At 43.5% G+C, this 21,248-nt stretch carries 13 protein-coding genes and 1 tRNA gene; 5 read left to right on the top strand and 9 right to left on the bottom strand.

Annotated elements, in window-relative coordinates:
* Nucleotides 1-91 precede the first annotated feature (91 nt).
* The 8 genes from JMY02_RS00780 to JMY02_RS00745 all read right to left on the bottom strand — a co-directional run bounded on the left by JMY02_RS00780 (nucleotide 92) and on the right by JMY02_RS00745 (nucleotide 11,891).
* Complete coding sequence (locus tag JMY02_RS00780; RefSeq protein WP_265087929.1) at nucleotides 92-916, bottom strand: sterol desaturase family protein; 825 nt, start codon at nucleotides 914-916, stop codon at nucleotides 92-94.
* A gap of 84 nt (nucleotides 917-1,000) precedes the next feature.
* Entirely contained in the window at nucleotides 1,001-3,169 is a 2,169-nt protein-coding gene (locus tag JMY02_RS00775) for an FAD-dependent oxidoreductase (protein WP_201594205.1), read from the bottom strand.
* Nucleotides 3,170-3,562: 393 nt separating this feature from the next.
* A tRNA-Ile gene (locus JMY02_RS00770) sits at nucleotides 3,563-3,639 on the bottom strand.
* Between the two features lie 164 nt (nucleotides 3,640-3,803).
* Entirely contained in the window at nucleotides 3,804-5,009 is a 1,206-nt protein-coding gene (locus tag JMY02_RS00765) for a tRNA nucleotidyltransferase (protein WP_201594203.1), read from the bottom strand.
* A gap of 183 nt (nucleotides 5,010-5,192) precedes the next feature.
* The gene (locus JMY02_RS00760) at nucleotides 5,193-7,514 is read right to left on the bottom strand and encodes an NADP-dependent malic enzyme (RefSeq protein WP_201594201.1); all 2,322 of its coding nucleotides are present in this window, start codon (nucleotides 7,512-7,514) and stop codon (nucleotides 5,193-5,195) included.
* Nucleotides 7,515-7,846: 332 nt separating this feature from the next.
* Nucleotides 7,847-9,313 (bottom strand): protein adenylyltransferase SelO, encoded by a 1,467-nt coding sequence (locus JMY02_RS00755; protein WP_201594199.1) that lies wholly within the window; start codon nucleotides 9,311-9,313, stop codon nucleotides 7,847-7,849.
* Between the two features lie 221 nt (nucleotides 9,314-9,534).
* On the bottom strand, nucleotides 9,535-10,713 hold the full coding sequence (locus JMY02_RS00750) for an acyl-CoA desaturase (protein WP_201594427.1): 1,179 nt from the start codon (nucleotides 10,711-10,713) through the stop codon (nucleotides 9,535-9,537).
* A gap of 449 nt (nucleotides 10,714-11,162) precedes the next feature.
* Nucleotides 11,163-11,891 carry a glycerophosphodiester phosphodiesterase gene (locus tag JMY02_RS00745; protein ID WP_201594197.1) on the bottom strand — a complete coding sequence of 243 codons (729 nt, stop codon included), beginning with the start codon at nucleotides 11,889-11,891 and terminating at the stop codon, nucleotides 11,163-11,165.
* Between the two features lie 432 nt (nucleotides 11,892-12,323).
* On the opposite strand from JMY02_RS00745, the gene JMY02_RS00740 reads away from it, so the two are divergent.
* A complete protein-coding gene (locus JMY02_RS00740) occupies nucleotides 12,324-13,241 on the top strand; it encodes a hypothetical protein (RefSeq protein ID WP_201594195.1) in 918 nt (305 codons plus the stop codon).
* Nucleotides 13,242-13,377: 136 nt separating this feature from the next.
* On the opposite strand, the gene JMY02_RS00735 is transcribed toward JMY02_RS00740, so the two are convergent.
* Nucleotides 13,378-14,019 (bottom strand): cob(I)yrinic acid a,c-diamide adenosyltransferase, encoded by a 642-nt coding sequence (locus JMY02_RS00735; protein WP_201594193.1) that lies wholly within the window; start codon nucleotides 14,017-14,019, stop codon nucleotides 13,378-13,380.
* Nucleotides 14,020-14,307: 288 nt separating this feature from the next.
* On the opposite strand from JMY02_RS00735, the gene cysS reads away from it, so the two are divergent.
* The 4 genes from cysS to glmM all read left to right on the top strand — a co-directional run bounded on the left by cysS (nucleotide 14,308) and on the right by glmM (nucleotide 21,222).
* On the top strand, nucleotides 14,308-15,768 hold the full coding sequence (gene cysS, locus JMY02_RS00730; protein WP_201594191.1) for a cysteine--tRNA ligase: 1,461 nt from the start codon (nucleotides 14,308-14,310) through the stop codon (nucleotides 15,766-15,768).
* A gap of 236 nt (nucleotides 15,769-16,004) precedes the next feature.
* Complete coding sequence (locus JMY02_RS00725; RefSeq protein WP_201594189.1) at nucleotides 16,005-17,984, top strand: mechanosensitive ion channel family protein; 1,980 nt, start codon at nucleotides 16,005-16,007, stop codon at nucleotides 17,982-17,984.
* Between the two features lie 199 nt (nucleotides 17,985-18,183).
* Nucleotides 18,184-19,656, top strand: a complete 1,473-nt coding sequence (guaB, locus tag JMY02_RS00720; RefSeq protein ID WP_201594187.1) for an IMP dehydrogenase — start codon at nucleotides 18,184-18,186, stop codon at nucleotides 19,654-19,656.
* Between the two features lie 195 nt (nucleotides 19,657-19,851).
* On the top strand, nucleotides 19,852-21,222 hold the full coding sequence (gene glmM, locus JMY02_RS00715) for a phosphoglucosamine mutase (RefSeq protein ID WP_201594185.1): 1,371 nt from the start codon (nucleotides 19,852-19,854) through the stop codon (nucleotides 21,220-21,222).
* Nucleotides 21,223-21,248: the final 26 nt, after the last annotated feature.

Below are 21,248 nucleotides of genomic sequence, written 5' to 3'. Positions count from 1 at the left end.
TATTTTAAAATAGGCTATCTTTATTTTAGTAGTCTAGCATGGTGCTTATCGATTACAGCCTATCAAAATATGTGGCTGATGATTAAAGCATTTATTTTTCTTTTACTGGTTTGTTTGCAAAGGCTTTGCCTTTAAAAGGTAAGAGCAATAAAATCCATAAAGAAGCATTTTGTTCGGGTTCAGGATATTCTTTTAGCCCAATATTTAACTTTTGATCTGATTTGGCGGCTTCACGTTTATAACTGCCAAACAACTTATCCCACCAAACAACGCTAAACCCGTAATTTGAATTGGTCTCAGATACGACTTGGCTGTGGTGAATACGATGCAACACTTGTGTTATTAACACTAGACGTAATGGTTTTTCAACTGCTGCTGGCAAGCGAATATTGGCATGATTAAACATGGCCAAACCATTTAATATAATTTCAAATATGAGTATGGCTATAGCAGGTACACCCAATACAATGACAGAAACAAGCTTAATCAATATGCTTAACACAATCTCAATGGGATGGAATCTAAGTCCGGTGCTGGCATCGATATGCGCATCGGCATGATGGACGCGGTGTAAGCGCCAAAGTAGAGGCACTTGGTGGAACAATCGATGTTGCCAATAAATGATGATATCGAGTAATAATAAACTAAGAATAATGGTGACCACATGGGGTAAATCGATTAGGTTAAATAAACCAATACCGTTTTGTTGACTGTAAATTGCCACAGCGGTTAACCCAATAGGAACCACCAATCGAGCAGTTACCGAAGCGGCAAATACTAACCCAAAGTTAGCAAACCAGCGCGTGCTACTTTTAATGGGGGACTGACGTGCCGGATATCGGTATTCCAGTAGCATCATCATGACCAATATGCTCAAAAAGAAGCCCAGCCGCCACCATACTTCATTGGCCATCATTTACCTCGTCGACTGTCTCATTGATATCAGTTTAGCTACCATCAGCTTTATTTGGATGGTGGTTTGTCTATAGCGTGTCTCTAATTAGCTCCGCCGCCACGTATGGTACTTTTCAAGTAGGTTTAATATCTTTTCAGGCGCATGATTGCGCTTCCATTCACCAGCAGCATATTTGTTGCCTTCGGTCCATGTTGGATATATATGAATGGTGCCAAGTATTTTATTAAGACCTAAACCATGTTTCATTGCCAGTATAAATTCAGCCATCAAATCTCCAGCATGCTCAGCTACGATAGTTACGCCTAGTATTTTGTCTTTGCCTTTTGGGGTAATGACCTTAATAAAGCCATGATTTGCGCTTTCAGTTACCGCACGGTCCAAGTCTTTAAAATCGTAACGAGTAATTTCAAAATCAATCCCTTTGTCGATAGCTTCTTGCTCGTTTAGACCCACACGGGCGATTTCTGGATCAAGAAAAGTTGTCCAAGGAACCACTCGGTAATCTACTTTAAATTTCTTTAGATTGCCAAACAAACTATTTACCGCGGCATACCATGCTTGGTGGGCAGCCATATGGGTAAATTGGTAAGGGCCAACGATATCGCCAGCGGCATAGATATTAGGGTAGAGTGTTTCTAAGTATTCATCGGTGTTGATAGTGCGTTCAGTTTCGATACCTAAGGATTCAAGACCGTAGCCTTCCAAACGTGCGCTACGGCCAACGGCACAGATTAATTCGTCGTATTCAATGGCTATTTCTTGCTTATCTGTGCTTTCGCTGTACCGCTCAACGATAAGGTATTTTTTATCATCACGAGTCTCACAACGAATCGCTTGATGTGAGGTTAAAACATCAACGCCACTTTCGATGAGTGCTTGTTGGGCAAATGCTGAAACTTCTACATCTTCTTTTTTGAGGAGTCGCTCGCCGCTTTCAATCTGTGTCACATTTGATCCTAAGCGGGCAAAAGCTTGCGCCAGCTCTGAGCCGATAGGTCCACCGCCAAGTACCACAAGCTTGCTAGGAGGTTTTTCAAGCTTAGAGAACGTATTCCAAAGAGTGTCGCTAGTCACATAGCCCGTTTCTTCTAGACCTGGCAAATTTGGTACAAAAGGACGTGCGCCAGTAGCAATGACAATTGAGCGGGCAGTGAGTCTTTGTGTTCCACCATCATTAAGTGCAATCTCAATCGTCCACGGATCGACAAATTTAGCGTAACCTTTTAATACTTCAACCCCCAAGTTGCTATAGCGCTCAACACTATCATTTGGCGCGATATCAGCAATGACCTTATGGATACGGCTCATGACGTTGTTAAATGAAAATTCTGGTTGGCTATTATTTAGACCATAGCGCTCGCCATTACGCATTTGTTCTACAACTTTAGCACTTTTAATGAGCGCTTTACTAGGGACACAACCGTAATTTAGGCAGTCACCGCCCATTTCTCCGGCTTCAATAAGTGTGACTTTTGCCTTAACAGTAGCAGCAATATAACTAGTGACGAGGCCACCAGCACCGGCGCCAATGACAATCATATTGCGATCGAATGTTTTAGGCTTGGTATAGTTTTTATAGACGCGACGTTTTTTTAATATATTTAATATTCCTTTAGCGAGTAATGGAAAAAGCCCTAACAAGGCAAATGAGGCAAGTAAATTAAAAGAGAAAATGTTTGATAGGCTTTCAATTTGCGCCAGCTGCGTACCTGCATTGACGTAAACCAAAGTGCCAGCGAGCATACCGAGTTGGCTTACCCAATAAAAAGTCTTGACCTTAATAGCCGTGACACCCATCAATAAATTGATTAAAAAGAAGGGGAATATGGGTACCAGACGTAAGGTAAATAGATAAAAGGCACCTTCTTTTTTTATTCCAGAGTCAATCGAGTGTAGGCGTTCAGGAAAGCGTTGCTTGATAGAATCACGTAATAAGTAGCGAGACACCAAAAATGCCAATGTTGCGCCAATGCTAGAGGCAAATGAGGCGATGAGTAAGCCTTGAAACAAGCCAAATAATGCGCCAGCTGCCAACGTCATAATGGTCGCACCAGGCAATGATAAGGCTGTCACTAATATATAGACGAAAAAAAAGCCACCAATGACGAGCCATGGTGACTGTGCTTTATATTGATCGAATTGACCCATCGAGCTTTTTAACCCATCAAGCGTCAATAACTCATTGAGATCAAAGTAAAAAAAGCTAATAATCAACAGCGATACGGCCAATACTAAGGCTATTTTTTTAATCATAAGTTATACAGCCAATCAATAAGGAAGATGTCTATTTGAAGATAGATAAAGGAAGATATTTGACGTATTTTTATTGGAACAGCGATCAAAATAAAGCGGGTTTGGGTGTTGAAGACAGGTTATAAAAAGTCATCAAATAGCACCTTCAATATAAGGTATTTATCGAGGATCAGCCATATAAACGTTCATTAAAGGCGTAAAATATACTATAGGGATTTTTGAGTGATTGTTCGAATTTATCGAATAACTGAGTCTGCGAGGATTACTCGGTAACTGGTTTAAATTATTTAATACTAGGTACTATATGGGTACTAAATAGTAAGTGATAGAAAACAGTAGACAATAAAAAAGACCTTCAATCACTTGAAAGTCTTTAATAGTATAGCTTATATATGGTGGGCCCAGTAGGACTTGAACCTACGACCAAAGGATTATGAGTCCTCTGCTCTAACCAACTGAGCTATGGGCCCTAACGTTAGACGCACAATGATACCTGATTTTTTCGATTTTTCAAGTAAAAGATAGCCAGTAATAAAGATATTTTTTATGATTGTCTATTTTTATGTCAAAACTCGTGTATCAATGTGATTGAGCGAGCTCGTATTAAGCTTTTGAGTCATCGCCATTAAAGGTTTTATTTTCTAAGATCTGTTTTAGCAGTAATTTGCGTTTGCAAATGCTCAATTCTAGCTTGACGCAATGCTTCACCAATCGCTGGGCCTTTTAGGTCTGGCGCAATGTCTTGTATGCTTATGGCATGGAAGCTATTTAAGGCTATCATCATTTGGCGGTGCTGTATTGCCAACTGCAAGACATGACTGGTTACCAGCAATTGTGAGAGCTTATCAGGCTCTTTGTGAGCACTGCAAGCTTGTATAAGGTCAATTTTTTCAGCCGCATTAAGACTGTTTATGACGCTTAAATTTTTGGCCTGTTGCACGAATAACTTGGCAAATTGGGTTTGAGCTTTTGGAATTTTAGCAATATTACCTATTTCATTAATTTCTTTTTCTATCGTTGAGGCACTGAAGCCGAGAGCGTTTGATTGCAAATTCAATAAAGCGGGATTAACACTGCTCATCAATAGTGCCCAACGCTGTGATAGATTCAACTGCATTTGACCGGAAAAATATAGAGCTGTTTGCACCGTTTCTCGTACATGATCATCAGTCCAAGCCTGATGCAATGGCGCAAAATACGCTGTAAGCGCACCGATTTCGAACAGTTGCTGCCAATATATATGAGGGGAGAGCTGCATGGTTGCGCGGCTTGATTCTTGCCAAATGCGCTCTGCACTCAAATGCGCAAGTTCTCCAGAGTGAACCAACTGGCGCATCAACGTTAAGGTTTCAGCAGCAATAGTAAATCCCAAATCATAATAACGGCTATAAAAACGAGCAGTGCGTAATACCCTTAGCGGGTCTTCACTGAATGCACTTGAGACATGGCGCAAGGTTTTAGTCTCTATGTCCGCCAGTCCGCCATAATAATCGATTACCTGACCATTGATGGGAGTGTCATCGTTTAGGCTGGTGACTTCTATTGCCATGGCATTAATCGTCAAGTCGCGACGCTGCAGATCGTCTTCTAAGCTCACGTCAGAGCTGGCATGGACACAAAAACCTTGATAGCCTACGCCTTGCTTGCGTTCAGTGCGAGCCAAGGCGTATTCTTCATGGCTGGTAGGATGCAAAAACACGGGAAAGTCTGTGCCCACTTGCTGGAATCCAGCATCCAGCATGGCCTCAACGGTAGCACCGACGACGACGAAGTCTTTATCTTTGATAGGGCGACCTAACAGCTGATCGCGCACCGCACCGCCAACAAGGTAAATTTGCATACTGTTCTCTTCTTATTGAATAAGTTATTGCTGATATTAAGTCATGCCATGAAAACTGATCAAAAAAAACCAGTCGATGCCTTGATAGCATTGACTGGTTTTAGTATAGCAGAGGGTCTCTATTAATAAGTTATAGAGACCCTTTTAATAATATGCGCACACTTTTATGATGTGTGTCATATATTACTGGTTTTCGTTTTCTAAGTCTTGAGCTTCAGTGACTGCAAGGGCTGTCATATTGACGACACCACGTGCGGTGGCTGATGGCGTTAGAATATGTACTGGTTTGCTGGTGCCTAACAGAATTGGACCAATAGAAGCGCTGCTGGTTGCCGTCTTAAGTAGGTTAAAGGCAATATTTGATGCGTCAAGCGTTGGTAAAATCAGTAGGTTTGCCGCACCTTTTAGTGGACTTGATGGCATGTGGTTTGAACGAATAATTTCGTTAAGCGCCGCATCGCCTTGCATTTCACCTTCAAAATCAAAGTCTACTTTCATATCAGTTAGTAACTGGTACACTTTACGCATTTTGACAGCGCTGGCACGGTTCGAAGCACCAAAGTTAGAATGTGAAACCAGCGCGACACGTGGGGTGATACCGAAGCGACGTAATTGATCGACCGCTAATACCGTCATTTCAGCCAACTGTTCAGCTGTTGGATCTTCATGCACATAAGTATCAGCGATAAAGATATTGCGATCTTGCATTAAGATGGCATTCATCGCATAAAAGTCATTAACGCCTTCTTTTTTATCAATGACACTTTGAACGTATTCTAGGTGCAGTTGATAATGGCTGAACGTACCACAAATCATGCCATCTGCATCGCCATTGTCAACCAGTAGTGAACCAATTAAGGTGGTTTTGCGACGGACATCACGACGTGCAAGCTCGATGCTGACACCGCGGCGTTTGTTTTTCTCGTAATAACCCTGCCAGTAATCTTTGTAGCGCGGATCATCATCTTGATTAATAATAGTGATGTTCTCGCCATCCTTTAAACGTAGACCCAGTTTTTCGATATTGGCTTCAATGACGGCAGGGCGACCAACCAAAATCGGTTTCGCCAGTTGTTCGTCAACGACGACTTGCACAGCAAGCAGTACATTGTTGTCTTCACCTTCACAATAAACAATACGCTTTGGCGCTGACTTGGCACGAGCAAAAATAGGCTTCATCACAAACGCTGAGTTATAAACAAACTCAGACAAACGCTGACGATACGCTTGAATGTCATCGATAGGTAAGGTTGCAACGCCTGAATCCATTGCTGCTTTAGCGACAGCAGAAGCAATCTCAATGATTAAGTTTGGTTCTAGAGGGCCTGGGATTAAGTAGTCGCGACCGAAACGTTGCATTTTTTCAATATTTCTGGCGCTGGTGGTTGGTGTGGCCTCGACGTGTGCCATGGCAGCGATGGCTTTAACACAAGCCACTTTCATCTCTTCATTAACGGTCGTGGCACCAACATCTAATGCGCCGCGGAAAATATAAGGGAAGCATAGTGCGTTGTTTACTTGGTTTGGATAGTCTGAGCGACCTGTTGCCATGATAACGTCTGGACGCACAGCGTGCGCCAATTCTGGCATGATTTCAGGGGTTGGGTTGGCGAGTGCAAAGACGATAGGATCTTTTGCCATACGGCGAACCATATCTTCTGATAATGTACCTGGCATAGATAGCCCTAGGAACATATCAACATCGTCCATGACTTCTTCGATAGTGGTCGCAGTCGTCTCACGAGCATAGCGCTGTTTGGTTTCGTCAAGGTTTTCGCGGCTGGTGCTGATGATACCGCGTGAGTCCGAAACAAAGACATTGTTTTTATTCACGCCAAGTGCACAAATAATGTCTAGGCAAGAAATGGCTGCCGCGCCTGCGCCTGAACAAACAATTTTGATCTCTTCGATTTTTTTGCCAGTAATCAACAAAGCGTTGAGCATCGCTGCTGCAACAATGATTGACGTACCATGTTGGTCATCATGGAACACTGGAATGTTCATGCGTTTACGCAATTCACGCTCGATTTTGAAACACTCTGGCGCTTTGATGTCTTCTAAGTTAATACCACCAAAGGTAGGTTCAAGAGAAGCAACCGCCTCGATGAACTTATCTGGATCGTTTTGGGCAATTTCAATATCAAAAACGTCGATACCTGCGAATTTTTTGAATAGAACGCCTTTACCTTCCATGACAGGTTTTGATGCCAATGGGCCGATATTACCCAAACCCAGTACCGCCGTACCGTTGGTGATGACACCAACCAAGTTGCTGCGTGCTGTATATTTAGCTGCTAACGTCGGATCTCTTTGAATCTCAAGACAAGGCACTGCCACACCAGGGGAATAGGCCAGTGCTAGATCGCGCTGGTTGGCGAGCTGTTTAATAGGAGTAACTGAGATTTTACCCGGGCGTGGGAACTCATGATAATGTAAGGCAGCTTGTTCAAACTGCTCTTTTTCTGTACTGTGGTTGTCCGTATTCAAAATGGTATCGTCATTCATAATAATTGCCATGGTTGGAATAAATTGGAATAATGTAAATGGTGCCAAAAATATGTCTCACCCTTTAACTATCATGGAATGATAAAAGTTGAAGGGCATAAAGACAGTAAAAAATAAATAGTGGCGATTGAATATTAGGTCAAAAACACGTTAGCATAAACCGCTGTTTGAGCATTATTGGCAATTTATCGCCTAGTCAATAGCGTTGAATTAAACGAATAATATACTAAAATGATATTCAACATTTCGCCAGTTGATAATACTAAAGACTGTGGGTTTATATCAACCATAATCTCGATATTATTGTTATTATTATCACGCCCTATTAGCAATTAGGATGAGCAACTGATTGGCATTTGCGGTGCATCTGGTGCAGGCGGTATGATATCAAGCTCGGTGGCAATACTTTGGACGGTATAAGGAGTGGCGAGTAAATCGAACACTCGATTGACCTCTTCAAACTGACCTTGTTCTGCTGCTGTGATAGCCCGCTGCGCCATACTATTGCGCAAGACATAAACCGGATTGTTGGTTCGCATGTCATTGATGGCTTGTTCAAAAGACACAAGCTCTATTTGTGCCAAATAATTTATTGACCAGTCTTGCCAAACTTTTTGTGCTTCCTGATTGAGCTCCGTTGTCAGTGTTGCCAGCAGATGCTGCTCGTAAGGGTGTTCGTCTGGCGCCACAAGACCCAATAGCGCCCTAAAGCTATTGGTATAATCAAGCAAGTTGTCTTCTAATAGGGTCAACCATTCAAACGCCAAGGTTAAGCTTTCCTTTTCATGTGGCAATCCAAGCTTACGGCACAGTCCTTGCTGATAATGCTGCATAAAGGTTGCCTCGTAAGGTGCCAAGCAATCTGCTAGCGTTTCACGATTGACACCTTCTAAGCGCATAAAATGGGGCAGCCAAACATTGAGATTCCAATGACCGATAGCGGGCTGGTTTTGATAAGCATAGCGCCCTGTATGATCAGAGTGATTGTTGATCCACGCTGGATTGAACCGTTCCATAAAACCAAAGGGCCCGAAATCTAAGGTACTGCCTGTAATAGATAAGTTATCAGTATTCATGACGCCATGGGCAAAGCCGATCAGCTGCCAGTCCGCTATCATCTTCGCGGTACGCTCAACCACTGCTGTCAAAAATGCCAGTACGGGTGTATCGCTATCACGGCATTCTGGATAGTAAGTGTCAATCATATAATCAGTAAATTCAGCGAGCAAATCAGGCGCAAAGCTGGCAATCCACTCGACATGACCAAGGCGAATATGGCTGTCAGCCACCCGCATCAGTGCGGCTCCCGCCTCCATACGCTCGCGCCGTACTCTTGTATCCGATACCACAAAACCTAAGGCGTTAGATGATGGAATACCAAGCTGAGTAAGGGCATGACCACACAGATACTCCCGAATAGTGCTACGCAGCACCGCGCGCCCATCACCCATTCGTGAGTAGGGTGTCAAACCAATGCCTTTGAGATGCAAGTCTTGTGGCTGACCGTCATTATCCAGCACTTGTGCCATTAATAAACCGCGTCCATCACCCAATTGGCCAGCCCATTGACCAAATTGATGACCCGCATAGGCCATGGCCAGCGGTTTAAATTCAGCTGGAACATATTGACCAGCAAGGATTTCCACCCAGCGCGACATTAACACATCATCGCCCGTCCAACCCAACTGCTCTGCAACCTGCACGTTGAAATGACCAGCGCGCGGATTGTCTAATGGCGTAGGCGGCTGCTCATGATAAAGGCGCGTGTCCAAGTGGATATAGCTGTTTTGATAACGCATAAAAGCCGTTCCTATTGAAGTATAAAATCGAATTATAAAGTCAGAAACTTACTATAGCATAGCCTTGATAGAGCGGCGTTTCACTCTGTCCATCTCTTGTAATCTATAATGATTCATCTGTTTTTATTAAAGAATTATAAAATCATATACAAAAAAATCCCTCTATCTGTTGCAGATAGAGGGAAGGAGAAACGTCAAATAGAGTGTCTGATGATTAGCATTTAAGCAGCTTTGGTGTTTTGACCAATAGAGCGAAACGCTGTTTTTAGATTGCTATTGTGCTCAAGTATTTTCTGTTCAATCTTAGCATAATCATGCTTCAATTTATCGTCAACTTCATGCAAACGATCAGCAAACTCTGTCTTTTTTAGCTCGATAGTTTTGGCTTTTAGTGCTTGCCACTCTTCAACCGTTTGCGTGAAAGCATCGTATTCAAACTTAATGCGATCTTGGAATGTTTTCATCGCATGAGGAAGATCAAGGCCACTCACTGCTGCCGTATCAATCTGTTGTTGAGCTTTCTTAAACTGCATCTGTACTTCAGCATGTTTAATGGTCGTATCATCAACCGTACGTAGCTCGGTGGTTAAGCCAAGTTTTGATAAGCCAGCAATCAACCATTTGGTTGGATCATATTGCCACCATTTTACGCCGTTACGATAGTCGTATTGGAAGAAATGATGATAGTTATGATAACCCTCACCCCAAGTCACAAGTGCTAAGAAGAAGTTATCACGAGCACTATTGGTGTCAGTATATGGGCGCGTACCAAACATATGACATAAAGAGTTGATGAAAAAGGTAAAGTGATGGGTCAATACCAAACGCAACAAACCAACGATGACCAATGTGCCCCATACATCACCAAGTAGCCAGCCAATAGCAGCGACCATACCGACGTTCAATGCGACTACCCACAGACCATAATACTTATGCTGAATACGTAGGGTTTTGTCTTTGGTTAGATCAGGAATGTTTTTGTAGTCAAACTTACCACTAGGATAATTGCGCAGCATCCAACCCATGTGACTAAACCAAAATCCGCGTTTCGCTGAATAAGGATCGTCTAAACGGTCATCAACATGACGATGATGGGTACGGTGACCAGAGACCCAGTCAAACGCAGAGCCTTGCACCGCTAGGGTAGAACCAAGTAATAAAAAGTTCTTTACCACTGGATGTGCTTTATAAGCACGATGCGACAATAGACGATGATAACCAGCAGTAATACTGATACCTGTCCACACCATAAAGGCACCAAACACCCCCCAAACTGGCGCGCTAACGTCATGAGTAAACAAATACCATGGCGTGATAATAGCGGCAGCAATAGGCGTGGCTACCAAGATAGTCGCTGGAATCCAGTTGATCGGTGCTTTTGTAAACTCAAACTCACGCATATCGATGGATGCTTCTTTACTAGAAGTATCGATTTGATCGGCAGTATCAGCGTAGTTGCGTTTGGCAACAGGCTGCTCATCGAGTGAGTTTTTCGTTTTATTCTCGTCAAAACGCGTCTTAAAACGTGTGACTTGAATGCTGGCAGCTTTGACAAGCGTGTCACCAGATTTGATAGCGAAACGTAAGCCTTTAAGCGGGAAGCCAAGTGCTTTTTTTGCAATCATATAATATCCCTAGCGGTATTAATTTAAGCCTCTATAGTACCTTAAATAACTAATAAAGTGAACACTTATACACTATAAAAATATTGCTAAATAACAATAACTTGTATCAATTATAGAATGTATTCACAAAAATAATCGGTGACTTATCAGGCATGGGGTAAAAGTGTAAGAAACACGATAGATATGTAGGCTGTGTTAGACAAATGCAATGTAGGATAGATTTATTATTTTAGTAATAAATGACTTGGGAAGTCCGTGATAATGACGTCAGTTTGCCATTTTATTAGCTGTTTAATGGTGTCGATATCGTTGACTGTCCACGCACTCACTGGCAAGCCATAACGGTGGCTATTTTTAATGACAGCTTGACTCAGGAGAGGGTAGTGGATGCCCAGCTGCACACAGTCAAGTTGCAAGGCCGTATTCGGTGCAAGTATCAATGTCTCAGGTGTGCGAATCAACAAGCCACGTGGAATATGCCTCAATAGTTTGTTGCTTTGCAGCCGCGTATGTAGCTCCACATCAAAGCTGGTCAGAACAATGGGAAGGCTGGCAAATGGGCTGTCAGTTAGATCGTGTGTCAAAGCCTTAATGAGTTTGCTGTAATCAGTACGGCAGTGGGTCTTAATTTCCAGCTCAATGTAACTAAAGTCAGCCAATATGGGCGCTATATCGGCCAATGCAATAATTCGATGCTTGAATTGCAAATGACGCTGGATCTCAATCATACTTAATTGATCAACGCGTGATTGCTGACCACACATGCGCGCCAAATCATCATCATGAAACACGACCAAACGGCCATCGCCGCTTAATTGCACATCGAACTCCACCCCCGTCAAGCCTTGTGGCTTAAGACGCTGGGCATATTGAAAGCCTGCAAATGTGTTTTCTAACGCCTCGCCACGAGCACCGCGATGACCCAATAATCGCGTATTTCCAAGATTTATCATATGTATCGGCTCTAGCCTGTTTTTAGCCGTAAGCATATATCGTCATACTTAGCTCGTCTAATGAAATTTGCCGATTCAAAAAAAATTTTCTGTAACTTTTTCACTAAGGCTAGAGCGCATACAAGCCATTATTTTGGTGTAGATTTGTGGATTTTATATCATTTGTATAGCGTATTTTTCGATGATGACAGCTTAAGAGTATTTTTTAAGCAGCTTTATAGAGGCGGGTTTGTTATGTTTTTGCAACCAATTGCAGGTTTTGTTCACAATGGGGGCGTTATTTGTATATCCATAGGCTACACTAATGACCATTTAATCTAAACACCGTATAATAATGTGGTTTTTAAACCGATAATCTTTAAGGTTGTGGTTTGAACGTTAAACACTGACCATCAGTGGCGGTACGAATAGTAAATTGGGAGCAAGATAAACATGAGCGTAGCAAATAAGAGTTTGAGCAAGTGGCAGAAAGTTGCTGGAATTGGCATAGTATGTGGTTTGGTGCTGACAGGCTGCGATCGCTCAGAGAAAGAAGATACCACTGAGACAGCGGAATTAACAGAACAAGACTCAGTAGACACTGAGGATACTGCTGCTACTGCGGTCAGTTGTGATGACCCAATGGTGCAAGATCGTCTCAAAGCAGCGCTAAGAAATACGCTCAATCAGCAAGCACAATCGCTGGCTGCCGACTATGCAAATGAGGCAGAAATCGATCTAAGTAGTGGCAGCATTACTGACAAGACCAATAGCGTTGTCATTGATGTACAAAATGCGGCGATCTTACAAGACACCAATAACAATGGTATGACGACTTGTCAGGCTAGCGTTAGTATGACGTTGCCGAGCGAAGATTTGTATCAAGCCAGCCAAGTACAAGCGGCAAATAACCAGCCAAGCCTGCAATCGCGTTTGGCGCAAAACAATATTCGTATCAATAACAATATGCTCGTTGATGACGCCTTTACCTATGTTGTTGGCACTCAAGGTGGTCAAGTACGTACACGTATTGCTGGACAGCCAGCATTGATTACCGTTGTGGCGGATGTGATGGCAGGGTCTGTATTCCAGTCAGCTATGGATGAGGAGCGTGCAGAACGTGCCGCGGAGCGCCGTGAATCTGCACAAGACAATGACAGTGAGTCAGCACCCGTTCGTCAGCCTAGAGTAACCAACCCAGTTGAGCCGACTCGTCCTGCTACGCCGCCAACTGTGAATAACAATCAAAGCAGTTCTAACGAAAGCAATGGGGCAACCTCCAATCCTAAAACGCCTGCCGTACCAAAAGTCGTGCCTAATGATGAAAGCATCGACATGGTTATTATTGAAGATGAAAGCGCTACTTATTAATAAGTTGGGTTAATACCAATACTGCTTATAAATAGTTAAGCAGTAATACCAAGTCAATAAAAAGCCCGCAGCGTCAACGTTGCGGGCTTTTTTAACTTATGACGACGGCTCGATATCGTAGCATTATTAAATACAGCTATTTATCATTAGCGAGTTTTTGTAACACTTGGCTGTCCCAAAGTACTTCAGCAACTTGCTTGGGATCAGTGCAAAAGCGAGCAGCAACAAACAGCCAATCGGATAAGCGGTTGATAAGGCTCACCGCAGTCGGACGAATTGCTTGAGGCTGTTGCTGCTGTAACAGAACGGCTTGGCGCTCAGCCCGACGGCACACGCTACGCGCCACATGTAACTGACTGACCAATACCGAACCTGTCGGTAAGATAAAATCTTTTAATGGTGGTAGAAAAGTATTCATGGCATCAATCTGCTGCTCTAACCAATCAATATGAGTGGCATTCACGCCTTCATATTCTGGCATCGCCAGCTCACCACCAATATTAAACAACAAATGCTGAATGATGACCAAGGCTTGTGCAAAATCTAACGCTGGTTGGGATTGCAAATGTTCAGGGAGTTGTTTTTTATTTGGTGTCTCGTTGTCTTTTACGGCTTGTGCCAAATGGGCGCGTACCAAACCGATATGTGAGTTGAGCTCGTCGATATCACCCATGACGTTGAATATCGTGTCTGTTTTACTGAGGCGGCTGCCATCTGCCATACCCGTACTACCATCATCTCCAGTACGAGTGTATATTTTGCTTAAACGATTGCCCATAGCGATTCCTTAACTATTTTTATGATTGAATGATATTAGTTGCGCGCCCATTGTAGTATTTTATGGCTGTTTTCGCTAAGATAATGGGTTAAATTTTGGCTGGCTCTCTTTTATATTGACTAGGGCGTGTTTGATATTCACAAATAGGTACTGTCAGTGCCATAGTCGAATAGTCGAATAATCGAACACGCCCTATACAATGGTTGTAAATTTTTTGTTTATGGACAACTGTAGCTCCTTAATATTTCATTTTGTTCTTTATACTTTTAATAAAAAGGCTTTTCCACTATGACCACACCCTTTGCCGATGCGATGTCTCAGCTTGCCATCTATGATTCAATGACTGGCGGCAAGCGTCAGTTTGTACCACTCAAAGCAGGACAGGTTGGCATGTATGTGTGCGGCATGACTGTCTATGATTATTGTCATATTGGTCATGCTCGGATGATGATTGGCTTTGATATGGCAGTACGCTGGCTGACACAATTGGGTTATGACGTCAATTATGTGCGTAATATTACCGATATCGATGACAAAATCATCGCCCGTGCGAACGAAAATGGTGAGGAAATTGGCGCATTAACGCAGCGCTTTATTGACGCGATGCACGAAGATTTTTCTGCGCTTGGCTGCTTATCGCCTGATGCCGAGCCACGTGCGACCGATCACATCAACGAGATGCAACAAATGATTGGGACGCTAGTCACGGGTAACTATGCGTATGCAGGAGACAATGGCGATGTCTATTATGCGGTCGATAGTTTTGCCGATTATGGCAAATTATCAAAGCGCAATTTAGACGATATGCAGGCAGGTTCGAGAGTCGATGTCGAAAACAATAAACGCAATCCGTTTGACTTTGTCTTGTGGAAAGCGGCAAAACCTGATGAGCCGCAGTGGGCATCACCGTGGGGACAAGGGCGTCCGGGTTGGCATATTGAATGTTCGGCGATGTCAACTAAGTGCCTAGGCAACACCTTTGATATTCATGGTGGTGGTCATGATTTACAATTCCCGCATCATGAAAACGAGATCGCTCAGTCTGAAGCCGCGACTGGTTGTGAATACGCACGTAACTGGATGCACGTCGGCTTTATCAATGTCGATGGCGAAAAAATGTCTAAGTCACTAGGCAATTTTGCAACTATTCGCGACGTGATGGCGAAGTACTTGCCTGAAACCGTGCGATTTTTCTTATTATCGAGCCATTATCGCAGCCAAGTAAACTTCTCTGATAGCGCATTGGATGAAGCACATAATAGCCTAAGCAGATTATACAACGCGCTCAAATTGGCGGAACAGCAAAAAGAGCAGACCTTAACAATTGATGAGGCGTTGATAAATGATGCCTATGTTAGCGCAACTGGGCAAGATTTTATCAAAGCGATGAACGATGATTTTAACAGCTCTACGGCTATTAGTGTGTTGTTCGGGCTGGCGCGTGATATCAATAAAGCGATTAAAGCTGAGGACGTGGAGACGGCTTGGCAATTGGCGCAGCAACTCAAAGCATTGGCACAAGTGTTGAATATTTTACAGCAGCCAGTACAGCAATTTTTGCAAGCAGTGATTGGTGAGCAGACAGATAGCGGCTTAACCGATGCTGTTATTGATGGCCTCATCACTGAGCGCGCAGACGCCAAAATCAGTAAAAACTTTGCGCGTGCCGATGAGATACGTGAGCAGTTAAAAGAGGCTGGCATTGAGCTTGAAGACAGCCGTGCTGGTACGACATGGCGGCGTGCATAAAGCACAAGTTTACAAAACACACATACAGATAGTCATAAATTAAGTCAGCCTTATGCTGGCTTTTTTTGTAGACTATATTTAGGGTATGTCATCAACTGGCACATTTATTAATTTTAATGCTTATAATCTAATTGATGACACGCCCTAGTTAAGTTAATTATAACAACCATTTTTTACCTCAAACCTCACACGAATGGGTGGCTTTTACATATATGAATACTTTCAAGGGCCGCATTATGACCACCAACAGTAAGACAATTGAGGTCGAAGGCCATAGCCACTCTATAGGTCAATATTTTCATCGATTATCGTTGCTATTGGCTTCTCTATTTATTGTCATCAGTGCCATTGGTATTCCCGTTATTTCTGCGCACGCGGCAAGCACTACCGATACACCAAGCAGTAGTGAGGAAAATACAACCGACACGTCCAGCACTCCATCAGCAGCAAGCAACCCTGATACCTTTACTGAGTATGCCGCTCAAAAGATTAATGCGATTAAAGACAAAGAAATAACCACTTCTAGTGTCGTAGAAGAAATGTTTGATCCTAACGAGCGTACCGCGGTAGAGCAGGCAGGGACGTTGCAAGGTGATGCGGGGCTAACGGGGGAGTATCATGAAAGTTATTATGTATTAGATCGACTCAATGCAGGCCTGCCACCTTTATCTAAACCCCCGAATCTAACCACACCACTGGCCACCTTAGAGTTTTTTCAATCAGCAGTGATGAAGCAGCAGTATGATTTGGCTGCTTACGCGCTGAATATGAATTTGATTGAGGATGACGTTCAGCGTAGTCGTGCTCTTGAGCTAACGCGACGTCTTGATTTTTTATTGTCCGAAAGAAAGCTTTACGTATTTGATGATTTGCCAGATCGACCTGATGGTCTGATAGAGCCGCCACTCGGTAATACCAGCAGCGTAATGGGCATTGCCAGACGCTCTATCCAACTTGGCTACATTGATTATCGTGAGCGCCGTGTCCCTATTTATTTGCAGCGAGTACGGGTAGAGGACAGTGCGCCTGTCTGGGTGTTTTCAGCTCAAACAGTTGGAAATATTGACAATCTATATGAGCAATATCATCCAGCAGAATTTGAGCGTTATTTACCCACGTGGATGAAGTTTAAAGTCTTTGGTATCGCATTGTGGGAGTTTTTGGCGTTAATCTCGTTTTTTTTACTGACGATGGGTGTGGGTTGGCTGCTGAGTAAAGGAACCGAAAAGATCATCAGTTATTATATCGATGATGAAAAATACAGTATGTATGTTGGTAGTAGTAATGGCGTGGCAGACTTGGTCGGTAAGCTGACAGTACCTCTAACCTTTGCCATCAGTTTTTTACTGGTATTTACCTTAGTGTCTGGTGGATTTCCTTACTTAGATGCCGTTGCTTCATCGACACGGCCACTGATTTGGATCGGTCTGGTCTTTAGTACCATGTGGTTGGGCATCCGCATCATTAACTTTTTTGCCAATCGTTATCAAAACATGCAGATTGAAAATTTGGCTGAAGAACATTTTGATAAAGAACGACGTCGCCGTACTTATGTATCGATATTTCGCCGGGTTTTTATCTTTGTTATGATTCTCGGCAGCATCTGGATAGGTTTGAGTGAGTTTGCCAACATGGAAGGCCTTGGCAAGACGATGTTAACTTCGGCGGGTATTGCAGGCGTGGTCATCGGTATAGCGGCGCAGCCTATCTTGGGCAATATTATCGCTGGTGTACAAGTAGCGGTGACGCAGCCTGTACGGATTGGCGACAGTGTAATAATGGATGGCAATTTTAGTACCGTTGAAGACTTGCGTTATACGTATGCCGTCCTAAAAACATGGGATGAACGTCGCTTGATTGTGCCGATGCGCGAGTTAATTACGGAAACCGTAGAAAACTGGTCACATACAGAGGTTCATCAGACCTGTCCTGTGTTTTTATATATCGATTATGGCGCAGATATTGGCGCCATCCGTCAGCATTTTATATCGATGGTCAAAGACCACAAGCTTTGGGATAACAAAAATGAGCCTGAAATATTTGTCGTTGAGGTGACCGAAAAAACCATTCAACTGCGCGGCGCTGTATCGGCGATAGGTCCCATAGAAGCGTGGACGCTTGCCTGTGAGATACGTGAACAGATGCTTAGCTACTTGCATGAGCAGCAAAATAAGTATTTACCAACAGAGCGTTTTGCATTAAGACAAGACCATTAGGAGTAAAAGAGAGTCACTAAAAAAAATCACCAATCATGCAAAGCTTGCCATGCCTATCGTTAGACCAAGACGCGCTTGTGTGAAATAAGCTGATAAATAAGCATGCGGTTCGTCTGCTTATTTGTTATAATGTGGCGTTATTTTTAAGGGATAAATGCAAAAATCCCACCCATCAAAATAACCACCACTAGGGGTCTGTATGTTGCGAATTGTCGATGAAGCTTTAACCTTTGATGACGTTTTATTATTGCCAGCCTATTCTGAAGTCTTGCCAAAAACTGCTGATCTGTCTACCCGTTTGACCAAAAGCATCACACTGAATCTACCGTTGATTTCTGCGGCCATGGATACGGTGACTGAATCTGAGATGGCCATTACGATGGCACAGCTGGGTGGTATGGGTATTTTGCATAAGAGTATGGATATCGTCAAGCAAGCCACACAAGTGCGTCGCGTCAAAAAATTTGAAGCGGGTACGGTTGTCGACCCGATTACTGTACATCCTGAAATGACCATTGGTGAGTTACTAAAATTGACTCAAGACAATAATATCTCGGGCGTACCTGTGGTAGAAAGAGGCACAGACAATGTTGTGGGCATCGTAACCCACAGAGATTGGCGTTTTGAAACCAATTTATCGTTGCCAGTCAGTCAAATCATGACACCAAAAGATCAGTTAGTAACGGTGCATGAAGGTGAAAGCAACGAAAATATCAAAAGACTGCTCCATGAGCATCGTATCGAAAAAGTCATCGTTATTGATGATCAATTCCGTTTGCGTGGTTTGATCACAGTCAATGACTTTGCCAAAGCAGAAAATAATCCAAATGCCTGTAAAGATGAGAAAGGCCGCCTTCGGGTTGGCGCTGCTGTTGGTACAGGGGCAGACACGCAAGCGCGCGTTGAAGCACTAATCGCCGCTGATGTCGATATTATCGTTGTGGATACAGCACATGGTCACTCAAAAGGGGTGATTGACAAGGTTTCTTGGATTAAAAAAAACTACCCGAATGTGCAAGTCATCGGTGGCAACATTGCCACGGGTGATGCAGCAAAAGCATTGCGTGATGCTGGTGCGGATGCTGTAAAAGTTGGTATCGGCCCCGGTTCTATCTGTACCACGCGTATCATCGCAGGTATTGGTGTACCGCAAATCTCTGCTATTGATAATGTTGCCAGCGCTTTACAAGACAGCATTCCCTTGATTGCTGATGGTGGTATTCGTTATTCTGGTGATATGGCAAAAGCAATCGCTGCTGGTGCATCATGCATCATGGTAGGCTCGCTGATGGCTGGTACCGAAGAAGCACCAGGCGAAGTTGAGTTGTTCCAAGGTCGTTACTATAAAGCGTATCGCGGTATGGGTAGCCTTGGTGCGATGTCAGGCTCCAATGGTTCGTCAGACCGTTATTTCCAAGATGCCAAAGATGGCGTAGAAAAACTCGTACCAGAAGGCATCGAAGGCCGCGTTCCTTATAAAGGCCCAGTCGCTGGTATTGTCAATCAGTTGGTTGGCGGATTGCGCTCATCAATGGGCTATACAGGCTCTGCGACGATTGAAGACATGCGTACCAACCCGCAGTTTATCAAAGTGACGTCAGCAGGTATGAAAGAATCGCATGTTCACGATGTGCAAATCACTAAAGAAGCACCAAACTACCGAGTGAGTTAAACGGTATTTAATTGTCCTAAAGTGTATTAATAGTAACGATTGACAGTAATGTCGTGACTTTGAGATACAAACAGCCAACAATGCTCTGTTATTGTTGGCTGTTTTTTTTGTAAAATACATAACAGATTATTATAACTACAACACTGCCTACATATACGTCTGGCCTTTCATTTCTAGACTTGAGGAATATACATAATGAGTTACTTTGGCACCGATGGTATTCGCGGCAAATTTGGTGAGTTACCGATTACGCCTGATTTTATTTTAAAATTAGGTTATGTGACAGGACAAGTATTAATAGAGAATAATGACAACCCTGCTCGCAAGCCAAGTGTGGTTATTGGTAAAGATACCCGCCTATCAGGCTATGTCATCGAAGGCGCATTACAAGCAGGCTTCAATGCTGCTGGCGTCGATGTTCATATGCTCGGCCCATTACCCACGCCTGCTATTGCGCACTTGACCCGTAGTTTTAATGCGGATGCTGGTGTGGTGATCTCAGCTTCACACAATCCATATTATGATAATGGTATCAAGCTGTTTTCGGCGGATGGTAAAAAGCTGACAGATGAGATGCAAAACTCTATCAATGATAAGTTAAAAGCCATTATGAATGCCTCTGAGGCTGATAATAATGTCATTATGCCTATTCTTGATCCGGCACAGCTAGGCAAAAATAATCGAATCAACGATGCCAAAGGCCGTTATATCGAGTTTTGTAAAGGCAGTTTCCCTTATCAGTATGATTTGAGCCATCTGACCATAGTAGTCGATAGTGCCAATGGGGCAGGCTACAGCGTGGCACCAAGAGTCATGCGTGAGCTGGGTGCAAACGTAATTGCCATTAACAATACGCCTGATGGTGTCAATATCAATGCTGATTGCGGTTCGACACATCCTGAAGGTTTACAAAAGGCAGTACTCGAGCACGAAGCAGATGTTGGTATCGCTCTAGATGGTGACGGTGATCGTATCGTGATGGTTGATGAAACGGGCAAACTCATTGACGGCGATGGTATCTTATACTTGCTTGCTACCCAAGGTCATACTAAGGCTAAAGGTGTGGTGGGCACACTCATGAGTAATATGGGTTTAGAGCTGGCACTCAAAGAAGCAGGAATTGAGTTTGCTCGGGCAAAAGTGGGTGACCGTTATGTCATGCACGAGCTTGAGGCCAACGGTTGGATATTGGGCGGAGAGCCTTCTGGCCACATTTTATGTCTCGATAAAAGCCGTACAGGCGATGCCATCATCGCTGGCTTACAAGTGCTGGCAGTCATGCAGGCGCGAGGTCGTGCGCTTAGCGATCTCGTCGAAGGTTTTGACGTGCTCCCACAAAAACTGGTCAATGTGCGTTTGTCTCAAATGCAAGATCCTTTTCATTATCCAGAACTGGTCGCGGCTTTTGATAAAGCGCAGGCTACGTTAGAAGGGCGAGGTCGTTTACTCATTCGTCAATCAGGGACAGAGCCGATGATTCGGGTGATGGTCGAGTCAGATGATGTCATAGAGTGCGATGTGATGGCGAATGAATTAGCCGATCATATTAAAGCGGTATTAGGTTAATCGTTCTCGACGGCACGCCTTAACGA

Source organism: Psychrobacter vallis, assembly GCF_904846715.1.
Classification (GTDB): Bacteria; Pseudomonadota; Gammaproteobacteria; order Pseudomonadales; family Moraxellaceae; genus Psychrobacter; species Psychrobacter vallis.
The sequence above is the reverse complement of the archived record's forward strand: the minus strand, read 5'-3'. Positions and strand labels throughout refer to the sequence as shown.